This is a genomic window from Paenibacillus algorifonticola (assembly GCF_000971975.1).
In the GTDB taxonomy this organism is placed as follows: domain Bacteria; phylum Bacillota; class Bacilli; order Paenibacillales; family Paenibacillaceae; genus Pristimantibacillus; species Pristimantibacillus algorifonticola.
This window is the reverse complement of the sequence record NZ_LAQO01000001.1, coordinates 114,820-136,074: the sequence shown is the minus strand read 5'-3', so window position 1 is coordinate 136,074 and position 21,255 is coordinate 114,820. Positions and strand designations below refer to the sequence as shown.

Annotated in this window: 20 protein-coding genes; all 20 read left to right on the top strand. The window is 48.6% G+C overall.

Going from position 1 to position 21,255, the window contains the following annotated elements:
* Positions 1-6 precede the first annotated feature (6 nt).
* The 20 genes from WH37_RS07370 (at position 7) to dnaG (ending at position 21,243) form a co-directional block, all read left to right on the top strand.
* Positions 7-978: a PhoH family protein gene (locus WH37_RS07370; RefSeq protein WP_046229915.1), complete on the top strand. Its 972-nt coding sequence runs from the start codon at positions 7-9 to the stop codon at positions 976-978.
* Positions 979-995: 17 nt separating this feature from the next.
* The gene (locus tag WH37_RS07365; protein ID WP_046229914.1) at positions 996-3,248 is read left to right on the top strand and encodes an HD family phosphohydrolase; all 2,253 of its coding nucleotides are present in this window, start codon (positions 996-998) and stop codon (positions 3,246-3,248) included.
* Positions 3,245-3,742, top strand: a complete 498-nt coding sequence (gene ybeY / locus WH37_RS07360) for an rRNA maturation RNase YbeY (RefSeq protein WP_046229913.1) — start codon at positions 3,245-3,247, stop codon at positions 3,740-3,742. Before WH37_RS07365 ends, ybeY begins: the two co-directional genes overlap by 4 nt.
* On the top strand, positions 3,742-4,113 hold the full coding sequence (locus tag WH37_RS07355; protein ID WP_046229912.1) for a diacylglycerol kinase: 372 nt from the start codon (positions 3,742-3,744) through the stop codon (positions 4,111-4,113). The genes ybeY and WH37_RS07355 overlap by 1 nt, the downstream gene beginning before the upstream one ends.
* A 19-nt stretch (positions 4,114-4,132) precedes the next feature.
* A complete protein-coding gene (cdd, locus tag WH37_RS07350) occupies positions 4,133-4,579 on the top strand; it encodes a cytidine deaminase (protein ID WP_046229911.1) in 447 nt (148 codons plus the stop codon).
* Entirely contained in the window at positions 4,579-5,502 is a 924-nt protein-coding gene (gene era / locus WH37_RS07345; protein WP_046229910.1) for a GTPase Era, read from the top strand. Before cdd ends, era begins: the two co-directional genes overlap by 1 nt.
* 108 nt (positions 5,503-5,610) lie before the next feature.
* A complete protein-coding gene (locus WH37_RS34495) occupies positions 5,611-5,769 on the top strand; it encodes a YqzL family protein (RefSeq protein ID WP_074904665.1) in 159 nt (52 codons plus the stop codon).
* Between the two features lie 56 nt (positions 5,770-5,825).
* A complete protein-coding gene (gene recO, locus WH37_RS07340; RefSeq protein WP_046229909.1) occupies positions 5,826-6,572 on the top strand; it encodes a DNA repair protein RecO in 747 nt (248 codons plus the stop codon).
* Between the two features lie 159 nt (positions 6,573-6,731).
* Entirely contained in the window at positions 6,732-8,270 is a 1,539-nt protein-coding gene (locus WH37_RS07335; protein WP_046229908.1) for an MDR family MFS transporter, read from the top strand.
* An 84-nt stretch (positions 8,271-8,354) separates the two neighbouring features.
* A complete protein-coding gene (locus WH37_RS07330; protein WP_046229907.1) occupies positions 8,355-8,618 on the top strand; it encodes a hypothetical protein in 264 nt (87 codons plus the stop codon).
* Between the two features lie 311 nt (positions 8,619-8,929).
* Positions 8,930-9,787, top strand: coding sequence for an ABC transporter permease (locus WH37_RS07325; RefSeq protein WP_414811827.1), 858 nt, complete (start codon positions 8,930-8,932; stop codon positions 9,785-9,787).
* A 12-nt stretch (positions 9,788-9,799) separates the two neighbouring features.
* On the top strand, positions 9,800-10,681 hold the full coding sequence (locus tag WH37_RS07320; protein ID WP_046229905.1) for a carbohydrate ABC transporter permease: 882 nt from the start codon (positions 9,800-9,802) through the stop codon (positions 10,679-10,681).
* Positions 10,682-10,726: 45 nt separating this feature from the next.
* Positions 10,727-12,340 carry an extracellular solute-binding protein gene (locus WH37_RS07315; RefSeq protein ID WP_046229904.1) on the top strand — a complete coding sequence of 538 codons (1,614 nt, stop codon included), beginning with the start codon at positions 10,727-10,729 and terminating at the stop codon, positions 12,338-12,340.
* A 61-nt stretch (positions 12,341-12,401) separates the two neighbouring features.
* Positions 12,402-13,376, top strand: coding sequence for a LacI family DNA-binding transcriptional regulator (locus WH37_RS07310; RefSeq protein WP_046230298.1), 975 nt, complete (start codon positions 12,402-12,404; stop codon positions 13,374-13,376).
* Positions 13,377-13,571: 195 nt separating this feature from the next.
* Entirely contained in the window at positions 13,572-14,600 is a 1,029-nt protein-coding gene (locus tag WH37_RS07305) for a pectinesterase family protein (RefSeq protein ID WP_197091349.1), read from the top strand.
* A gap of 390 nt (positions 14,601-14,990) precedes the next feature.
* Positions 14,991-15,872: a glycine--tRNA ligase subunit alpha gene (gene glyQ, locus WH37_RS07300; RefSeq protein WP_046229903.1), complete on the top strand. Its 882-nt coding sequence runs from the start codon at positions 14,991-14,993 to the stop codon at positions 15,870-15,872.
* Entirely contained in the window at positions 15,872-17,956 is a 2,085-nt protein-coding gene (gene glyS, locus WH37_RS07295) for a glycine--tRNA ligase subunit beta (protein ID WP_046229902.1), read from the top strand. The genes glyQ and glyS overlap by 1 nt, the downstream gene beginning before the upstream one ends.
* A gap of 84 nt (positions 17,957-18,040) precedes the next feature.
* Positions 18,041-18,856 carry a pyruvate, water dikinase regulatory protein gene (locus WH37_RS07290; protein WP_046229901.1) on the top strand — a complete coding sequence of 272 codons (816 nt, stop codon included), beginning with the start codon at positions 18,041-18,043 and terminating at the stop codon, positions 18,854-18,856.
* Between the two features lie 44 nt (positions 18,857-18,900).
* Positions 18,901-19,365 carry a YaiI/YqxD family protein gene (locus WH37_RS07285; RefSeq protein WP_414811826.1) on the top strand — a complete coding sequence of 155 codons (465 nt, stop codon included), beginning with the start codon at positions 18,901-18,903 and terminating at the stop codon, positions 19,363-19,365.
* Positions 19,366-19,407: 42 nt separating this feature from the next.
* Positions 19,408-21,243, top strand: coding sequence for a DNA primase (gene dnaG / locus WH37_RS07280; RefSeq protein WP_046229899.1), 1,836 nt, complete (start codon positions 19,408-19,410; stop codon positions 21,241-21,243).
* The last annotated feature ends 12 nt before the right edge of the window (positions 21,244-21,255 follow it).

Sequence of the window (21,255 nt, the reverse complement as noted above, 5' to 3'; positions counted from 1 at the left end):
GGTTGTTTGCAAAATGAAACAATAGTCGTCAGAATTCCGCTGGAAAACGCGGGAGAAGGATTAGCGGTATTTGGTCCGCAGGACAAGTTCCTGAGGCTGGTAGAGGCGCAATGTGAGTCTTCGATCACATCTCGTGAGGCAGAGATCGTCATCTCCGGAGCTGTACAGGAGGTACGCTCGCTTGAACAGCTGTTCAGCGTCATGCTGCAGCTTGTAAAAGGCGGCTATATGCCTTCGGAGCGGGATATGATGTATGCGCTTGATTTGGCCCGTACGATGCAGGCAGAAGAGCTTCTTGATTTATTCAAAGCTGAAATTACAACTACGTTTCGCGGCAAGCCTATCCGGGTTAAGACAATCGGCCAGCGCCATTATGTAAAGACGATTCACAAGCATGACGTCGTATTCGGTATTGGTCCAGCTGGCACAGGAAAAACCTACCTGGCTGTCGTGCTCGCTGTAGCCGCTTTGAAGCAGGGCTTGGTGAAGCGAATCATACTGACAAGGCCAGCTGTCGAGGCAGGCGAAAATCTCGGATTTTTGCCGGGTGATTTGCAGGAGAAGGTTGATCCTTATTTGCGTCCGCTTTATGATGCCCTTCATGATGTGCTGGGACCTGAGCAGACGGTAAAGGCTTTTGAACGCGGCACCATTGAGGTAGCCCCGCTTGCGTATATGCGTGGACGTACCCTTGATGATTCCTTTATTATTTTGGATGAAGCCCAGAACACGACTCCAGAGCAAATGAAGATGTTTTTGACACGGCTAGGCTTCGGCTCCAAGATGGTTATTACCGGCGATGTGACACAGATTGATTTGCCAAGAGGGAAAAACTCGGGTTTAATAGAGGCACAGCGGATTTTGCAAAATATAGACGAACTTGGCTTTATCTTTTTTTCCGAGCAGGATGTTGTCCGTCACTCCTTAGTGCAGAAAATCATTGTCGCCTACAATCAGGACGCTGAGAACAAAGCATAGAGAGGAATGTCCGCTCCATGAACCAGAACCATTCCGGTAAACAGGGGAACCTGCAGAGCTCCAAGGCTGCGGGGTGGAAACAGAGCGTAGCTGTCCGCTTCGTGCTCATGTTATTATTTGTGTTGCTGTTTTATTTCAGTCTTGCTCCGCATCTCGTTCCGGAAACGTATGATATTCAAGAAGGCGTTGCCAGCGAGAAGGATATTGTTGCTCCCCATCAAATACCAGATAGCAAGGCGACGCTGCAGGCGCAGGAGGAAGCGGCGAACCGCGTTGATGCGATCTATTCGAACGTTGCGCTGCGCAGCGAGCTGCTGCTGAATGAGATTTTCTCGCGCATGGAGCAGCTGAACCAGGATGATCAGGTAACGACGCAAAATAAAATCGATATATACCGCAATGAAATTCCCGGCCGGTATGCCGATTTTGTCGATAATTACGTGAAAGTAAACAGAGGCAACGGTACTTACAATAATACGCTGCTGGATGAAATGGCGGTCGTTATTAAAGAGCAGGAATATGCGATTCCAGAGGAAACGTTTTATAAAATGCCGCGCATGTCGGTAGAGTCAATCACGGAAATGCGGCAGGTTGCGCAGGAAATCGTACGCAAGCTGATGAGCGAGCAGCTGCGCAGTGCGGATGCTGCCCGTACCCGTGTGGCGGAGCTGGTGAACGCAAGCTCCCTCTCCGACCGGACAAGCCGTGAAATTGTGCAGGAGCTGGCACGTTTCTCCATTATGCCGAACCGCTTTCTAGATAAGGAAGCAACGGATGAAGCGAAAATTCAGGCTAAGAAAAATACGCCGCAGGTCGTTATCAAGGAAGGCGACGTTCTCGTCAAGCGCGGCCAAGTCATTACGCCGGAAATGTATGAACTGCTGAAGGATTCGGCGCTGCTGCAGGATAAACGCAATTATTGGCCGCAGCTTGGCCTGCTTATCTTGTCGATCTTGTTCATCACAGCGATGTACAGCTATTTGCATCAGTCGGGCGGCATTTCCGGCTTGAAGCCGAAATATAATAATGCGCAAATTTTAATGCTGTGGCTTATTTATTTGATCAACATCGTTGTGATGATCATTATTTCATTGATTCAGACGGATGAAATCCCGTATGTCGGCTTCCTCGCTCCGGCGGCGCTGGGGACGATGCTGATTACGCTGCTGCTGGATATGCATTTGGCGTTAATTAGTTCGATTCTGTTTGCGATTATCGGCAGCATTGTGCTGAATTCAGGTACAGGGCAAAATCAAATTTTTGATTTCCAATACGGCTTTGTTATTATCGTCGTATCTGTCGCGGCTATTTTCTCGATTCATCGAGCGAGCCAGCGTTCGACGATTTTAAAGGCAGGCATTATGGTCAGCCTGTTCGGCACGTTTTCCGTTCTTACGCTCATGCTGCTGACGGAACGTCTGGACCAAGGGCCGCTTGTGTATTCGCTTTGCTTTGCCTTTGCGAGCGGCTTGCTTACTGCTGTGCTGGTTATCGGCCTTATGCCGTTTTTTGAAGTGACATTTGGCATTTTGTCGGCGCTTAAGCTTGTCGAGCTGTCTAACCCGAACCATCCGCTGCTGCGCAAGCTGCTCACGGAGACGCCGGGAACGTATCATCACAGCGTCATGGTCGGCAATTTATCGGAGGCTGCGGCTGAGTCCATCGGGGCGGACGGGCTGCTTTGCCGTGTAGGTTCGTTCTACCATGACATCGGGAAGACGAAGCGGCCGAATTATTTTATAGAAAATCAGACTAATATGGAAAATCCGCATGATTCGATCGATCCAAAGCTTAGCCGGTCGATCATTTGCGCCCATGCGCGGGATGGCGTGGATATGCTTAAGGCGCATAATATACCGAAGCCTATTCGTGATATTGCCGAGCAGCATCATGGTACGACGTCGCTGAAATTCTTTTATTACAAGGCGCTTAAGCAGGCAGAGGAGCAGGGGGAGGAGCCTTCATTTACGGAGGATGATTTCCGCTATCCTGGCCCGAAAGCGCAGTCGAAGGAAGCTGCCGTTGTCGGCATCGCCGATTGCGTGGAAGCGGCTGTCCGCAGCCTGCGCAGCCCAACCGTTGAGCAGGTAGAAGCGATGATTAACAAAATTATCAAAAGCAGGCTGGACGACAATCAATACAACGAATGCGATTTGACGCTCAAGGAGCTGGATAAGATCGCACAGTCGCTCAAGGAAAGCGTCATCGGGATTTTTCACTCCCGCATTGAGTACCCTGAGGATGTTAAGTCAAAGGAGCGTTTAGCATGAGTTTGCAGCTGGATTATAGCAATGAGCAGGATAAGGTAGACATTCCGGAAGCTTGGATCGCCCGGTTGGAGCAGCTGCTTCAACTGGCTGGCGAAGCGGAAGGGATGACAATGGGCGAAGTAACGCTGACGTTTACCGATAATGAGCAAATTCATCAGTTGAATCGCGACTACCGCAATATGGATCGTCCTACTGATGTATTGTCATTTGCGATGCAGGATGACGGCACGGATGAACTGGACATTATTTTTGAGGTAGAAAGCGAAGATGAGGTTGATCCTATATCGGGGATGCTGGGCGATATTGTCATTTCCGTTGAGAAAGCGGTCGAGCAAAGCGAGGAGTATGGGCACTCGCTGGAGCGGGAGATCGGCTTCCTGTTTGTTCATGGCTTTCTGCATTTAATCGGTTATGATCACGAGACGGAAAGCGATGAAGCGGTTATGACAAGCAAGCAGGAAGCGGTGCTTTCGAAGGCAGGCTTGTCGCGTTAATGAAAAAGTTCATTCGCAGTTTAGGATTTGCATGGGCGGGCATAGCATTTGCTGTACAAAATGAGCGCCATATGCGCATTCATGTGCTGGTCGCTGCCGCGGTCATTCTGCTCGGCGCTTTTCTATCGCTTACAGGTGTGGAATGGGTAATGCTGCTGCTTACGATGGCGCTCGTTATCGTAGCAGAAATGGTTAATACTGCGGTGGAAAAAGTTGTAGATCTTGCAAGCCCGGAGCGCCATGCGCTCGCTAAGACGGCAAAAGATGTTGCTGCTGGTGCTGTATTGCTGGCAGCATGCTTTGCCGTCTTCATTGGTTTTATTATTCTTGGCCCGCCATTATGGCATGTAATAACGGCGGGAAGCCAGTAATTGAGGGAGCTAATAATAAATGACAGTCACTTATGAAGGTTTACAGGAAAATTATGCTGCTCTGCTTAATCAGGCAGGAGAGGCGATGACGCGGGCATACACGCCGTATTCCAAGTTCAATGTTGGCGCTGCCCTGCTAGACAACGACGGGCATGTCCACTTTGGCTGCAATGTCGAAAATGCCGCTTATGGTCCGGGAAACTGCGCGGAGCGCACAGCTATGTTCCGGGCCATCGCCGATGGCAAGAAGCCAGGTCAATTTCAGGCGATTGCAGTTATTGGCAATACGGAAGAACCTATTACGCCATGCGGAATTTGCCGCCAGGTGCTCGTTGAGCTGCTTTACCCGGATACGCCTGTCATTATGGGCAATCTGCGGGGCAACTGGTCGATTTCGACCGTCTCTGACTTGCTGCCGGGCGCATTTACACCAATGGTATTGAAAAAGGGGCAAGCTGAAGCCTAATGAGTACACCTACAACTGACAACCGTTCAAACGGCAAATTTCGTTCCGGCTTTGTAGCCATCATCGGCCGACCTAATGTGGGCAAGTCCACGCTGATGAACCATCTGATCGGGCAGAAAATCGCCATTATGTCGGACAAGCCCCAAACAACACGCAATAAAATTCATGGCGTATACACGAAAGACAATACGCAAATCGTATTTCTGGACACGCCTGGCATTCACAAGCCGCAATCCAAGCTTGGCGACTACATGATGAAAACCGCGCAAAGCGCGCTTCAAGAAGTCGAAGCTGCTCTTTTCCTTGTTGATGTAGCCGATGGCATTGGCGGCGGCGACCGTTTTATTATCGAGCAGCTGAAAAAGGTCAAGACGCCGATTTTTCTCGTGTTGAACAAAATCGACAAAATCGATCCAGAGCAGCTGCTGCCGATTATTACGCAATATAAAGATTTATATGATTTTGCAGAAATCATTCCGATCTCTGCGCTGCAGGGCAATAATGTGGAGACGCTTATGGATCAGCTGATCCGCTATTTGCCAGAAGGCCCGCAATATTACCCTGCCGATCAAATTACGGATCATCCGGAGCAGTTCGTTGTAACGGAGCTGGTGCGCGAGAAGATTTTGCATATGACGCGTGAGGAGATTCCGCATTCCATTGCGGTTGCGATTGAGGACATGAAGGTGCAGGAGAATGGCGTTGTCTATATTGGCTGTGTCATCTATGTCGAGCGCGACTCCCAGAAGGGCATTATTATCGGCAAAAAAGGTGCGTTGCTTAAGGAAGTTGGCAAGCTTGCGCGCCGCGATATTGAAGCGCTGCTTGGCTCCCGTACATTTCTTGAGCTATGGGTCAAAGTCAAGAAGGACTGGCGCAACCAGGAAAGAGTGCTTAAAGATTTAGGCTTTAGAAACGACTAATGGGTTGCTTCTAAATTTGACGTAAATTGCTAAGGATAACATTCATTCGATCAACGCAATCTAATACCGTCTGGAGCAGCATTTCCGAGGCGGAAAGGGTTGATACGATTGCGGAATTTTTCGTGGAAGTATTTTACATTGACCGGTGATGTGGAGTCCTATATGCTCTACAAGGAAATGGATCAACTTGGAGAAGCGGATCATCCTAACGCTTTGCTCGGTGATGACCAGGAATGGGCATCCGAGCTAGAAGAAGCTTCTCCTTAGTTCAGTGGGCTCGCAGCCTTCTGACTGTCTTAAGTAGGTCATGGGGGAGTTTCAGTATGCTGTATCGTTTGGAAGGCATCGTTATTCGCAGCATGGATTACGGGGAAAATAATAAAATTATTAATGTGTTGACGAATACGCATGGCAAAGTAGGGATATTAATACGCGGCGCGAAGAAGGCCCGGAGCAGGCATGCTTCTCTCGCGCAGCCCTTTACATATGCTGAATTTACTTTTTTTCGCACAAGTGGACTCGGCACGCTGAACCATGGTGAAATTTTGGCGTCCAACCATCTGCTTCGCGAGCAGCTGGAGCTGACTGCTTACGCTTCCTATGCGGCAGAATTAACGGATAGAGTGATACAGGAGGAGGAATCCAGCTCATTTCTATTCGAGCAGCTGAAAGCTTATTTAAGCGGCTTGGTGGAGGGGAAGGACCCGCAAATTGTGTCTCATCTTTACGAAATGAGAGTGCTGGATATGTCAGGCTATGCGCCTGTACTGGATCATTGTGTGGAATGCGGCGGGGAGCAGACTCCCTTCCGAATTAGTGCAGCTGCTGGTGGTGTATTATGCCGCCGCTGCGGCCACAAAGACCCCCAAGGCATCGTATTGTCTGAAGCAGCCTATAAGCTGCTGCGGTTATTTGTCCGAATGGATTTGCGCAGGCTTGGTTCTATTCAAGTCAAGCCAGAAACGAAGCAGGAGCTTAAGAAGGTGATGCGTATGCTAATGGATCTGCATATTGGCATTCCGCTGAAGTCGCGCGGCTTTCTGGATCAGCTTGATAAATATAGCTTATAAATTAACGTTCGGTCCCAGGATCGAGCGTTTTATTCGTTCTCTCGTCCAATAGGACTACAGGATAGGATTGGTTATAATAACAAAGCTAAACAGTGCAAGGCATTACGCTACAACGATAACTTTTCAAGCATTTTACATCAATTCAAGGGGGAATTGTTCATGTCTGCGAATCAAAGTAGACTTGGCTTCGTCGTAGCGGGCTTACTGCTAGCCATCTTCGTGGCATCGATCGATAATACGATTGTGTCAACGGCAATGGCAACGATTGTAAGCGATCTGGGCGGCATCGACAAATTTGTTTGGGTGACTTCCGCTTATTTGGTCACGGAGATGGCGGGAATGCCGATTTTCGGCAAGCTGTCCGACATGTACGGCAGAAAACGTTTTTTTATATTAGGGATTTTCTTGTTTTTGCTGGGATCGGTTTTGTGCGGAACCGCAGAGTCGATCACACAGCTTAGTATTTACCGGGCTATTCAAGGTATCGGCGGCGGCGCCATGCTGCCGATTGCCTTCACGATTGTATTTGACGTTTTTCCAGCTGAAAAGCGGGGCAAAATGGGCGGTTTGTTTGGAGCCGTATTCGGTACTTCAAGCTTGTTCGGCCCGCTAGTTGGCGCTTATTTTACCGACTACATTAACTGGCGCTGGATTTTTTATATTAATATTCCATTCGGTATTGTAGCTTTATTGTTTATTTTATTGTTTTACAAGGAATCGATGGAACACTCCAAGCAGAAAATTGACTGGTGGGGAGCCGCAACACTGGTGGGCTCGATTGTCAGCTTAATGTTCGCTCTTGAGCTTGGCGGCAATGAATATGCTTGGGATTCTGCCCAAATTTTAGGGCTGTTCGCGACTTTCGCTATATTGTTTATTATTTTCATTTTTGTTGAACGCAAGGCGGCTGAGCCGATTATTTCGTTCAAAATGTTCCGTGTGCGTCTGTATGGCGCAAGTACGGGAGCTGCACTATTTTATGGCGCAGCCTTTATTACGGCAGCTTTGTACATTCCGATTTTTGTGCAGGGGGTATACGGTGGTACCGCTACTAGCTCTGGTCTGATGCTGCTCCCCATGACGTTAGGCTCGGTATTCGCAGCGCAAATGGGTGGTTTTCTCGCGAATAAAATGCCTTATCGCAATGTTATGGTGCTTTCCGCCATTATTTTTATTGCAGGCATTGTGCTGCTTTCAACGATCAGTCCGGAAACGACCAAATGGACGCTTGCCTTTTATATGTTTATTACGGGCTTTGGCATCGGCTTCTCGTTCTCGGTGCTTGGGATGTCCACCATCCACAGCTTCGATATGAGGCAGCGCGGTTCAGCGAATGCCACGATGTCGTTTATCCGTTCATTCGGGATGACGGTGGGCATTACCGTGTTTGGGATTATTCAGCGCAACAGCTTCACGAATGGCATGACTGACGCATTTTCAGGCAGCAGTGGCGGCGCGGCGCTTCCCTCTGAAAATGTTCGGCAAATTTTAACCCCTGAAAAACGGGAGTCGATTCCGGCAGAAGTGATGGATAAAATCATCAGTGCGCTGTCGCATTCGATTTCAACAACATTCATGTGGTCGATTGTGCCGGCCGTACTGGCGCTAGCTTGTGTGCTGCTGATGGGTAATGCCTCGATGAAAGAACTGATTGAGCGAGAACGGATGCAGGCAGGGAAATTGGCAAAGGGGAAATAAGGAATAGCGAGGGAAGGGAGCAGGCCATCGGTCTGCTCCTTTTTCTACGAAAAATGGAGGTAGCCGCGCTCATAAAGTGAGAGGTTGCTAAAGCCTTCTGCAGCAGGCAGCGTCATTTATTCCGAACGCAATTATTTTTACAAAACGAATCAAAGCAACCAGGTTGGACTAGACAGCTCTTCACATACCTATACGTTCTATGAGCGCAACAATTATTACAACCAGACAACTGGAACATCGGCCACTGGAGCTGCATTCCCATCATCGCTGCTGTTCCCTTACAGCTATTCGCTGAATGCTGTTCTGGATGTGCCGAATATCGTGCAAGCGAATGCCGGACCCCATTAAGCAAACGCTGAAACCGAGTGCTGACGGGGCTTCGAAAAATTCTAAATCGTTTTCATTGCCAAAACGAAAATAAACTGCTAGAATGATAAAAACGTAATGAAAACGCATACATTTATTCTAAATTTACAACGTTGTAAATTTTGTTAAAGGGGATGATGAGTAGTAACTTTGCCTGTTGATCGTTGATTAGAGTCAGCATCATATTCAATTTTTCAAACGTTGTAAATTTAAACTGAAGGGAGTGGATTTTATTGAATAGCCGCACTGCGACTCTGATTAGGCTAGTCAAACGGGACAAATATTTACTGCTCATGTTTTCCCCTATTTTTATTTATTATTTGGTTATTATGTATTTTCCAATGCCGGGCGTCATCATGGCTTTCAAAAACTTTACGCCGGGAAAGGGCATTTTCAGCGGAGATTGGGTGGGATTAAAATGGTTCATTCAATTTTATGATTCGATTTATTTTTGGAGGCTGCTTCGCAACACCTTTTTGCTTGCTTTTCTACCGCTGCTGTTCGGCTTTCCGATTCCGATTTTATTCGCGATTTGCGTAGTGGAAATTAAAAATAGGGCATTCAAACGCTTCGCCCAAACGATTACGTATTTGCCGCATTTTATTTCAACCGTTGTCATTGCCGGCATGCTGATCAATTTCCTGTCGCCGACGGATGGCATCGTCAACATTTTGCTGGAGAAGATAGGACTTGAACGAGTTAATTTCATGATGGAGCCAGGATGGTTTCGAACGATTTTCACCAGCTCGGACATATGGCAAAGCTTCGGCTTTAGCTCAATTATCTACATTGCAGCCATCATGAGCATTGATCCAGAAATGTATGATTCAGGAAAAATCGATGGGGTCAACAAATTTCAGGAGTTATGGCATTTAACGCTTCCAAGCATTAAACCTACGATTATTATTTTGCTGCTGCTGTCGCTTGGAGGCATTATGAGCGTAGGCTTCGAGAAGGTATACCTGCTCTATAATGCAGCAACGTATGAAACGGGAGATGTGCTATCCACCTATGTATACCGCATGGGTATCATCGGGCAAAACTACAGCTTTGCGACAGCTATTGGCGTATTTAATTCCATCATTACTTTTATTCTCGTGTTTGCCGCGAACCAATTGACTCGTCGGGCAACGAACATGTCGCTATGGTAAAAGGAGTCTGGTATGAAAAAATCTAGCACAGATCTGATTTATTATGGCCTCGTGTATTTCATCACTTGTCTTGCCATTCTCGTAACCTTATATCCTTTCTTATATGTCGTCAGCGTATCGTTCAGCTCCGTCAGCGCGATTGACAAGCAGCAGGTGTTTTTATATCCAGTCGATTTCACGATTTCGGGGTATAAAATGGTGCTTCAGTACAAGGAGCTGTGGGTTTCCTTTTACAATACGGTATGGTACACCGTTGTCGGAACGACGCTGAACATTGTCGCCACCTGCCTGGCCGCGTTTCCTTTGTCCAGATCGCATTTTTTCCTTAGACGCAAGCTGAATTTCTTCATTGCGTTTACGATGTATTTTTCCGGTGGATTAATTCCGCTTTACATGCTGCTGACGACGCTTGGCCTCTACAACACGAGGTGGGTCATGGTCGTTCCGGTGCTTGTCATTACGTTCAACGTCATGATTTGCCGCTCGGCCTTTGAAGGCATTCCAAAGGAAATTTTCGAGAGCGCCTCCATCGACGGAGCGAATGATATTACGATGCTGTTCCGGCTCGCCGTACCGATCGTCAAGCCAACGCTTGCGGTGCTGACCTTGTATTACGCGGTGTTTCACTGGAACAATTTTTTCTCGGCGCTGCTTTATTTAGGCAACCAGGAGCTGCAGCCGCTGCAAATTTTTCTGCGAAGGGTGCTCATTATGGCATCCCCGGAAATTATGCAGCGTATGGGCGGGGCCACGTCGACAGGAGCGCTTGCGGTATCTTCTCTGCAGGTCAGATATGTATCCATCGTCGTAAGCATTTTGCCCATTATTATGATTTACCCCTTTATCCAGCGTTATTTCGTTAAAGGCATTACGCTGGGCGCAGTGAAAGGCTAACGACCGCTTGTAAACTCGGCTTTTACTATTGGGAGGGAACATTAAATGGCACAACAGTTAAAAGGGGCAAAAAAAGTATTGTCGGTTATGATTTTGGCGACGGCAGTGGCGGGCTGCAGCAACAGCGGAGCACCGGCAGCTACGGATGGAAATGCTGCACCAGCGGCAAGCACAGCAGCAGAAACGGGGCCAGCTTACAACGGCTCGGGGCCGATTACCGACCAGCCTAATCAGGAGCTGTCCTTCCTCGGAACGAATGCCTGGACAACGAATGTAGATCTGGCATCGGCAGAAATCGTCAAGCAAATTGAGAAAAATGCCAATGTTAAAGTGAACTGGGAGCTGCTGCCTCCGCAAAACTACCCGGATGCGGTAGGGCCGCGCCTCGCAGCTGGCATGGATTTGCCTGACATCGTTTATTTGCCGGACACGGATCAGACGATGAAATATTTGAATAGTGGACTGTTTATGCCGCTTGATGAGCTGTATGAGAAATATGGCGTCAATTTGAAAAAACTTTATGAAAAATCGCCGGATATTAAAGCCAGTCTCACGACTCCAGATGGTAAAATGTATTATATCCCGCAGCAGACGCTGACGAAAAATTACATGCCGGAGTTTATGGTGAATGAAAGATGGCTGAAAAAGCTAGGCCTTCAAGAGCCGACAACACTTGACGAATTTACGGAAATGCTGAAAAAATTCAAAACAGACGATCCGAACGGCAATGGCAAGCAGGATGAAATTCCAATGTCGATGGACCCGAAATTTATACCGATGGCCTTTGGCCCGGTGTTCGGCCTGGATTTATCGAGTAATTTTTACGCGGATGACAGCAGCAAAGTGCACTATGGTTACTATGAGCCAGTCTACAAGGAGTATTTGACTTACCTGAACGGCTTGTATAACGACGGTTTGCTGGGCGTTGATTTTGCCAGTACGACAGCGGATCAAGTGACATCGAGATTTTCGCAAAATATAACCGGCGCGACGTTCAACTTCAGCTGGTATACGTCTATGGTGTACAGCCCGCTATTCGCGGACTACAACCCGGAGGAGCCACTTATCCAAGGCATTTTGCCGCTGAAGGGGCCACATGGCGACCAGTTCTATGTGGGCCGTACGCCAGTGAGCCGGATTTTCGGTATTTCCAAAAATGCCAAAAACCCTGAGCTGGCCTTCAAATTTCTGGACTATGCCATTGGCGAAGAAGCCCAAACGTACTACACTTGGGGTATTGAAGGCGTAACATATGAAGTGAAGGACGGCAAGAAGCAGTTCACCGAGAAGGGCAAGGATAATGACTTTATTCAAAAATATGGCATTGGCCCGGTCAACCTGCCCAGCGCCCAATCGACGGATTCTGCGGATGCGATTGTAGCGCCATGGCATGAGAAGCGTGATAAGGAGCTTGAGCAATATATCCGTCCTCCGTTCCCTAACGTGTATGCACTGCCAGAGGAAGCAAGCGTCGAAAACATGTCGATGCCGGACATCCAAACGTATGTGGATGAAATGAATTTAAAATTCATAACAGGAAAAGAAAGTCTTGATCAATTCGATGCTTATATTGCAAACTTGAAAAATATGAATATTGAACAAATCATTGCGGGCAGGCAGGCTCAGTATGACCGATACTTGGCTGCCTCGAAATCCTAGTTTTCATAGCATAGGGCAAGATGAACCGCAAGCGGTTGATGGGAAAGGCGTGGGCTCAGGAATGGTTACAATAAAGGACATTGCCAAGCTTGCAGGAGTAAGCTACAGCACAGTTTCCAAGGCATTGAACAATGATCCGCTTATTAAGCCGGCAACTAGACAGAAGGTGCTGGAAATCGCGGAAAAATATCAATACCGAAAAAATATTATGGCGCAGCAGCTTTCTTCAGGCAAAAGCAATATTATTGGCTTTGTTCTGGATGAACTCAGCAACCCGCTCTTTTCCAATATCTCGAAAAATTTGCATCGCGAGCTGAAAAGCCGCGGTTATCAAATGATCTTGGTCATAGCGGGCGATGGAGTAGACATCTTCAGCCAGCTTCGAGTGGATGGTTGTATTTTCTGGGAGTATATGCTGGATGATCGGGAGGCGTTCTGGAAGCTCGTCTCCTCGATGCCTATGCCATGCTTTGTACTCGGCGCTGATGAAAACCCGAATTCGCCTTATATTAAAATCGACCGCAAAGAAGGCATTTTCAAAGCAGTCGAGCATTTGAAAGCGCATGGTCATGAGCGGATTGGGTTTATCGGCAACTCCCAGAACATTAAAATTGAAGGATATAAGGAGGCGCTGCAGCGGACGGGCTTGGAATTTTGCCAGGGCAGCGTGCTTCCAGCTTATTCCTCATGGGAAGACGGTTATTTTGCCGTACGTAACTACACATTCACGAGCAGCTCGCCAACCGCTTTCATTGGCCTCAACAACTTGGTTACACGAGGGGCGCTGCGTGCTTTCATTGAAGCGGGCTTCCAAGTGCCGCAGGATATATCCTTAATCGGTTACGATGATTTGCCGGATATGCAGTATGCTGAGGTCGCATTGACGACGATCGGCCCGCCGCTCGGCGAACTTGCCGTTCAGGCTGCTGAGCTGATCGTTGCGCTTATACGGGGTGAAGACGCTAAGTATCCGGTCGTCATCCAGCCGCAGCTGTATTTGCGGAATTCGGTAGCGATTTGCAAGGAGCGAATTTAGCTTGTCCCTATTCAACTAGGCGGTTAGGTGCAATTGCGGCTCTGCAGTCTGCGCTTGGCAGACATTATTGAAGGAGGACTTGACGATGCAACAGACAAAGCCGCTTTACTGGCCGTTGCGGACAGTGGGAGCGATTTTTCAGGAGACGGGCGAGAGCAGGTTTTACGCTTTTCCGGCGGAGGTGTAGCGGCTAGGATGAAAGCAGGAAAGGATAAGCTTGTCTCTATTGTAGTAGCCGCCGATGGAAGCGGCGATTTTACGTCTATTCAAGCAGCTGTCGACACCGTTCCTGCAACGAACAAGGAGCGGGTCATCATTTATATTCGCAATGGGTTTTATTATGAGAAGCTTCATATCGAAAAGCCAATGATCAGCTTAATAGGAGAAAATGTGAGCGAGACGATCATCAGCTTTGATGACCATGCCACAAAAGCATTTCCGGACGGCGAGCCCTATCATACGTTTTATTCCTATACCGTGTTCGTTGGGGCAGATGATTTTATAGGAGAAAATATGACGTTTATCAATACGGCTGGCCCTGGGGAAAAAGTGGGCCAAGCGCTCGCGCTCTACGCGGATGGCGATCGCGCCTGCTTCCGCAGTTGCCGTTTAATTGGTCATCAGGATACGCTGTTTACAGGGCCGCTTCCGGAAGTTCCAATTGACCGCAGCTTTTTTGGCGGTCCACGAGAAGGAGCTCCAAGAAGGCAGTCCCGTCAATATTACGAGAACTGTTATATAGAGGGCGATATCGACTTTATTTTCGGCTCGGCTACGGCGCTGTTCAACCGCTGCGAGATTTTCGCCAAAAATCGCGGCGCTGCCGAGCCCGATGCGATTAATGGATGGATTGCTGCTGCGTCTACGCCGGAGCATGCTCCTCACGGATATGTATTCAACGAATGTCGTTTGACTGGCGACGCGCCCACAGGAAGTGTATATTTGGGCAGGCCATGGCGCAATTATGCCAAAACCATCTTTATTCGCTGCTGGATGGGCGAGCATATTGCTCCTGCCGGCTGGGATGATTGGAACAAGCTTGACGCTCACCATACGGTTTATTATGCGGAATATGCAAGTACAGGACCAGGCGGATCCAGTGACAATCGAATTAACTGGTCGCGGCAGCTCACAGGCGAGCAGGCAGATGATTATTCTGTGGTGCATATTCTGGCTGGCGTAGATGGCTGGTCTCCCCTTCAAAGGGAACGGCCGATGGAATAGACGGCTTTCAGCCGGCAGGTTTGACAATTGCATGCAATATGTTTATGATAAACAGATATAAATATCGGACAATGATGGAGAAAGTAGTTGTGATGGTTACAGCTTTAGCGATTCGGGGATAGTGGGAGCCCGGAGCGGACCAGCAGCGAAAGGGCACTCCGGAGTCGCGTTTAAGAAAGCGGGTTTTCTTGCGCAGCAAGTAGAGAAGAACTAGTGTACGATCAACTAGTTATTGTTGCTGCAGCTAAGAAAGCCAAGTAGGGTGGAACCGCGGGAGATCAGCTCTCGTCCCTATGTCTGGCGGCAGACGTAGAGGCGAGAGTTTTTGCGTTCCCTTGAGACTGCCGCCGCTGGTGAAATTGCACAAGCAAAAAAAGGAGCGGAAAAGGTATGAACTTTCAAAGCATGATATTAACGCTGCAGCAGTTCTGGGCCGAGCAAAATTGTATTTTGGTGCAGCCTTACGATGTAGAGAAAGGCGCAGGCACGATGAATCCCATGACGTTTTTGCGCTCCATTGGGCCAGAGCCTTGGAATGTAGCCTATGTGGAGCCTTCGCGCCGTCCGAACGATGGCCGTTATGGTGAAAATCCGAACAGGTTGTATCAGCATCACCAGTTTCAGGTTATTTTGAAGCCGTCACCGGACAATATTCAAGAGCTTTATTTGGAAAGCCTTACTCGCCTTGGTATTGATCCGAAAGATCATGATATCCGGTTCGTTGAGGACAACTGGGAAGCACCGACGCTTGGCGCATGGGGACTTGGCTGGGAAGTGTGGCTCGATGGCATGGAAATTACGCAGTTTACTTATTTCCAACAGGTAGGTGGCCTTGATGCAAGCCCGGTAGCCGTGGAAATTACATACGGCATGGAGCGTCTTGCTTCCTATATTCAGGACAAAGAAAATGTGTTTGATCTTGAATGGGTTGACGGCGTAACGTACGGCGATGTGTTCAAGCAGCCGGAATATGAGCATTCCAAATATACGTTTGAGACGTCTGATACGGCGATGCTGTTCTCATTGTTTAATATGTACGAAGAGGAAGCGAAGAAGACGATGGAGCATAACCTCGTGTTCCCGGCCTATGACTATGTGCTGAAATGCTCGCATGCGTTCAATCAGCTTGATGCGCGCGGCGCGATCAGCGTGACGGAACGGACGGGCTACATTATGCGCGTGAGAAATTTGGCACGCCAAGTGGCTGCGACTTATTTGGAAGAGCGCGAGCGCCTTGGATTCCCGATGCTGAAAGAAAGGAGCGAGGCGTAATGGCTAAAGATTTATTGCTGGAAATTGGTTTGGAGGAAGTTCCTGCGAGGTTCGTAAGAGGTGCTATGAATCAGCTTAAGGAGAAGCTGGTAAAATGGCTCGCAGAATCGCGTATTGCTCATCAAGAAGTACAAGCTTTCGCTACGCCGCGCCGGCTTGCTGTTCTGGTGCAAGGTGTTGAAGAGAAGCAGGCGGATGTCAATGAGCAGGTAAAAGGCCCTTCCCGCAAAATTGCCCAGGATGATCAGGGCAATTGGAGCAAAGCGGCGCTTGGCTTTGCACGCAGTCAAGGCGCGGAGCCGGAGCAGCTTTATTTTCAGGAGCTGGCAGGCGTAGAATATGTATATGCGAACAAAAGCAGCATCGGTATCGATACGGCGGCTGTTTTGTCCGAAGGTTTGACGAATTTAATTACCTCCATGTCGTTCCCGAAAAATATGCGTTGGGGAAGCTACGATTTGAGGTTCATTCGGCCGATAAAATGGTTAATGGCTCTTTATGGCCAAGATGTTGTTCCATTTGAAATTACAGGCGTGCGCAGCGGCAACAGCAGCAGAGGACATCGTTTCCTCGGCGCAGAGACGACAGTAACAGCGCCTGCGGAGTACAAAGAACGTTTGCGTGAGCAGCATGTTATCGTCGATGTAGAAGAGCGCGAACAGCTCATCGTCGCTCAAATTGAGCAGCTGGCGAAGGAGAAAAACTGGGAAATCGCCATCAATCAGGATTTGCTGGAGGAAGTTTTGTTCCTTGTCGAGATTCCGAATGTGCTGTTCGGTACATTTGATCCCGAATTCCTCAACATTCCGCAGGATGTACTCATTACGTCGATGCGTGAGCATCAGCGGTATTTCCCGGTGCTGGATGGCAAAGGTCAGCTGCTCCCTTATTTTGTAACGGTGCGCAACGGCGACCAGAACAAAATTGACGTTGTAGCAAAAGGCAATGAGAAGGTGCTTCGCGCCCGTCTTTCTGATGCCAAGTTCTTCTATGAGGAAGATCAGAAGCTGGCGATTGGGGACGCGCTTGCGAAGCTTGAAAACATTGTTTATCACGAGGAGCTGGGAACGGTTGCTAATAAAGTCGGCCGTATCAGCGCTTTGGCTGGTTTGCTTGCAGCAAAACTTCAGGTGGGTGCGGGTACCGCAGCGCATATTAGCCGTACGGCTGATATTTGCAAGTTCGACTTGGTTACCCAAATGGTCGGCGAGTTTCCAGAGCTGCAAGGCATTATGGGCGAGGATTATGCTCGTAAAGCAGGCGAGAACGAGACGGTTGCTGTAGCCATTAATGAGCATTATCAGCCGCGTTTTGCTGGAGATCGTGCTCCTGCCTCCATAACGGGCGCAGTAGTAAGTCTCGCGGACAAATTGGATACGATTGTCGGCTGCTTCTCCATCGGTATAATTCCTACCGGGTCGCAGGATCCTTACGCTCTTCGCCGTCAAGCGGCTGGAGTCGTACAAATTATTTTGGCACAGCGTTTGAATTTGCAGCTTACCGACTTGTTTGATGCGGCGCTTGAAGTTCATGAGGCAAGAGGCATGAAGCGCAGTGCGGATGAAGTACGCAAGGATTTAACGGAGTTTTTCGCGCTTCGTGTGAAAAATGTGCTGTCTGAGCAAGCGATTCGTTATGACGTTGTAGATGCTGTAATGGGTGCAGGCTTTAACAATCTGCTGCTGACAGTAGAGCGTGCAGCTCTGTTGAATGCACAAGCTTCTGGCGAAGACCGTGCAGCTTTCAAGCTGATTGTAGATGCTTTCAATCGCGTCAGCAATTTGGCTGCCAAAGCAACGACTAAAGTTGTAGACGAAGCTTTGTTTGCGGAACCAGCGGAATCGGCACTGTATAAGGAATGGCAGGCGGTTCATGCATCGTTCCAGCAAGCTGTTGCCGGAGGAGAAATTGCTGATGCTGCAGCGAAGCTGGCTGCGCTGAAAGCACCGATTAATACGTATTTCGATGCTGTAATGGTTATGGCGGAAGATGAGAAGGTACGCGCTAACCGTTTGGCGACCCTCTCTTTAATTGCAGAAGATATAGCGGTTGTCGCGGATTATTCGAAGCTTGTCTGGTCATAAGATAACGCAGAAAATAACTACAGCAATCGATGAATCGTTCATCTTCGAAACAACTTCTAACTAAGAAGGGGAGGATGATAAAACATGACAAAACCGATGACAGATGTCATTATTTATGTCGTATCGGATGCAGCTGGCGACACTGGCGAGCTCGTTGTAAGAGCCGCTGTCGCGCAGTTTCATCCGATTCAGACGGATATCCGGAGAGCGCCGTTCATTACGGATGTAGCGGCGCTTGAGCGGATAGTCCGCCAGGCTCAGGAAGCTGGCGCGATCGTGCTGTTTACGCTCGTCATCCCGCATTTGCGCGAGGCGATGGGCAAGCTGGCAGAGCAATATGACACCGTGTCGATTGATTTGCTCGGCCCGCTTATCCAAAGTCTTGAAGTGAAGACGGGACGGCCATCACGGCAAGAGCCAGGGCTAAACCATGTGCTGGATGAAAATTATTTCCGCAAGGTGGATGCTGTTGAATTTGCTGTGCGTTACGATGATGCGAAAGATCCTTCGGGTGTGCTGAAAGCCGATATTGTGCTCATTGGCGTATCCCGAACTTCGAAGACGCCGCTATCGATGTATTTGGCTCATCAGAAATACAAGGTGGCGAACATTCCGCTCGTGCCGGAGCTTAAGCCTCCTGCGGAGCTGTTTAATGTTCCGAAGGCGAAAATTGTTGGGCTGACCATTGGCGTGCCTTATTTAAACATTATTCGCAAGGAACGCCTCAAGGCGCTGGGGCTGCCGAACAGCGCATCTTACGCGGCGACGGATCGCATCGAGAAGGAGCTGCTTTATGCGGAGTCCATTATGAAGCAGTTGGGCTGTGTCATTATTGATGTGTCCCATCGTGCGGTCGAAGAAACAGCAAGCCTAATTATGGAGCATATCCGCTTCACTTAGGCACGCTATTCTAGAGAAGAAACGAGCGGTGATTTGTTATTCCTATAAAAAAGCCTACCATTATCGTCGATGGCGATGCTTGTCCTGTCAAAGTGGAAATTAAGCAAATTGCCCGCAGCTTCTCGTTGCCGGTGCTGATGGTTTCTTCCTATGATCATCATCTTGAAGCCGAAGAGGGTGTTTCGGTTGTACAGGTGGAGGCGGGGAAAGATTCCGTAGATATGTATATCGTCAATCATTTGCTGAAAGGCGATGTCGTTGTAACGCAGGATTTCGGCCTGGCTTGCATTGCGCTTGGCAAGGGGGCACTTGTCCTTTCGCCGCGCGGCGAGCAATATACGGATGACAACATCGATTATTTGATGGAACGCCGTCATGAACAGGCAAAACGCAGGCGCAGCGGCGGCAAATCCAAGGGTCCGAAAGCCATGACAACGGAAGATCGAGATCGATTTCAACAAAAGATGACAAAAGTTTTGCAAAGCGAGCAGGAGAAACATGACATTTAGCGAATATTATTTACGTGTTACTTAGGATGAAGGTGATGAACGATGACATACGGTAATAAAATACCGGAGGAGGTCATAGATGCGGTACGCCGTCATTATGACATCGTAGAGACAGTCGGGAAGTATGTTCATCTCACGAAGCACGGCAAATATATGAAAGGGCTATGCCCTTTCCACTCTGAGAAGACCCCATCGTTTACGGTCACACCAGAGCTGCAAATTTTCCATTGTTACGGTTGCGGTAAGACCGGACATGTCATACGATTCGTGGAAGAGATCGAAGGCTATTCTTTTCCAGAGGCGGTCAGAGTGCTTGCCGAGGAAGCAGGGATGCCTGTAACTTGGACGGGTGCCGAGGGCGGTCAGCGCGAAGAAGTTGACTTAGACCGCTTAGCCATTATTGAAGCTCATCAGTTGACAGCGAAATTGTATAACTATCTATTGAACAACACACAGCATGGCAAAATCGCTAAAGACTATTTGCTTGATAGAGGTCTCAGGGAAAAGCAGATCGACCACTTTATGATAGGGTATGCGCCGGACCAATGGGACACGCTTAACCGATTTTTAACAGCAAGAAATTTTGACCCTGTATTAATGGAAAAGGGCGGTTTGTTATCGGCTAAAAATGACGGCAGCGGTCATGTCGACCGTTTCAGAAGCCGAATCATGTTCCCGATATGGGATCGTGATGGCAAGGTGATCGCTTTCGGCGGAAGGGTAATCGGTGACGGTGGGCCCAAGTATTTGAACTCCCCGGAGACGATGCTGTTCACGAAGAGCCGAGTTTTTTACAATTTGCATCATGCAAGGCCAGCTATTCGCAAGAGCAAACAGGTTGTTCTATTTGAAGGGTATATGGATGTTATAAAATCCTGGAGTGCAGGCGTAAATAATGGTGTTGCAACGATGGGTACAGCATTGACTGAGGAGCATTGTGCCATGCTCGGAAGGCAGGCGGAGGAGATTATCCTGTGCTATGACGGCGATGATGCCGGACAAGCAGCTGCTTTGAAATCCATTCCGATGCTCGAGAAGGCCAAACTTAGAGTCAGAGTGTCCATCCTGCCGAAGGGCAAGGATCCCGATGAGTATATTGAGGAATACGGCCCTGACACCTTCCTTAGGGAAGCAATCGACGGAGCGGCAACCACCACAAAATTTAAGCTTATATATTCAAGGAAAAACCATATACTGCTAACAGAAGAGGGCCGGAAAAACTATTTGCTCGAAGCGGCTGGCATTGTTGCAGATCTTGATTCTGCTATTGAACGCGAGGTTTACTTACAGGAGTTGTCCCGCGAGTTTAATTTCCCACTTGACGTTTTGAAGCAGGACTGCCAAGCTAAAGTGCTGGAGCTGCAAAAAAAGAAGCCGCAAGGGGATAATAACGATAATTCGTGGAATAATGGTAGGAATGAAAATCGCCGTAGTTCGGGCCCTCCATCCTTGCTGCCCGCATACATCAAGGCGGAAAGGCGTCTGCTCCATGTCATGATGCGTGACCGGGAAGCGGCACTCGCGGTGCACGACAGGCTTGGCGAAGCGTTCAATGTGGAGGATCACGCAGCGCTTGCTGCTTATTTGTACGCATTTTATGCGCAGGATCATGATCCAGATGTCGGACGCTTTATTGGTTCGCTTCAGGATGAACGCCTGGAAAGAGCAGCGGCAGCCATTTCAATGATGGAAGATGTTCCTTTTGACGAGGACATATTAGCCGCTGATATCGAGGATATTAGCAAGGTGCCTGCATTCAGGGAACTTGAGCTTAAGAAAGAAGAAGCGGTACAGGCGGAACGTGCCGGGGATTATATGTTAGCCGCGCAAATGCACACTGAGATTAATGCCCTAGAGAGACAGCTTAAAGGACGATAGAGGCCTGAGTTT

Coding starts and splice junctions, on each gene's coding strand:
- WH37_RS07365 (WP_046229914.1), top strand. CDS start 996: ATGAACCAGAACCATTCCGGTAAACAGGGGAACCTGCAGAGCTCCAAG.
- ybeY (WP_046229913.1), top strand. CDS start 3,245: ATGAGTTTGCAGCTGGATTATAGCAATGAGCAGGATAAGGTAGACATT.
- WH37_RS07355 (WP_046229912.1), top strand. CDS start 3,742: ATGAAAAAGTTCATTCGCAGTTTAGGATTTGCATGGGCGGGCATAGCA.
- cdd (WP_046229911.1), top strand. CDS start 4,133: ATGACAGTCACTTATGAAGGTTTACAGGAAAATTATGCTGCTCTGCTT.
- era (WP_046229910.1), top strand. CDS start 4,579: ATGAGTACACCTACAACTGACAACCGTTCAAACGGCAAATTTCGTTCC.
- recO (WP_046229909.1), top strand. CDS start 5,826: ATGCTGTATCGTTTGGAAGGCATCGTTATTCGCAGCATGGATTACGGG.
- WH37_RS07335 (WP_046229908.1), top strand. CDS start 6,732: ATGTCTGCGAATCAAAGTAGACTTGGCTTCGTCGTAGCGGGCTTACTG.
- WH37_RS07325 (WP_414811827.1), top strand. CDS start 8,930: ATGTTTTCCCCTATTTTTATTTATTATTTGGTTATTATGTATTTTCCA.
- WH37_RS07320 (WP_046229905.1), top strand. CDS start 9,800: ATGAAAAAATCTAGCACAGATCTGATTTATTATGGCCTCGTGTATTTC.
- WH37_RS07315 (WP_046229904.1), top strand. CDS start 10,727: ATGGCACAACAGTTAAAAGGGGCAAAAAAAGTATTGTCGGTTATGATT.
- WH37_RS07310 (WP_046230298.1), top strand. CDS start 12,402: ATGGTTACAATAAAGGACATTGCCAAGCTTGCAGGAGTAAGCTACAGC.
- WH37_RS07305 (WP_197091349.1), top strand. CDS start 13,572: ATGAAAGCAGGAAAGGATAAGCTTGTCTCTATTGTAGTAGCCGCCGAT.
- glyQ (WP_046229903.1), top strand. CDS start 14,991: ATGAACTTTCAAAGCATGATATTAACGCTGCAGCAGTTCTGGGCCGAG.
- glyS (WP_046229902.1), top strand. CDS start 15,872: ATGGCTAAAGATTTATTGCTGGAAATTGGTTTGGAGGAAGTTCCTGCG.
- WH37_RS07290 (WP_046229901.1), top strand. CDS start 18,041: ATGACAAAACCGATGACAGATGTCATTATTTATGTCGTATCGGATGCA.
- dnaG (WP_046229899.1), top strand. CDS start 19,408: ATGACATACGGTAATAAAATACCGGAGGAGGTCATAGATGCGGTACGC.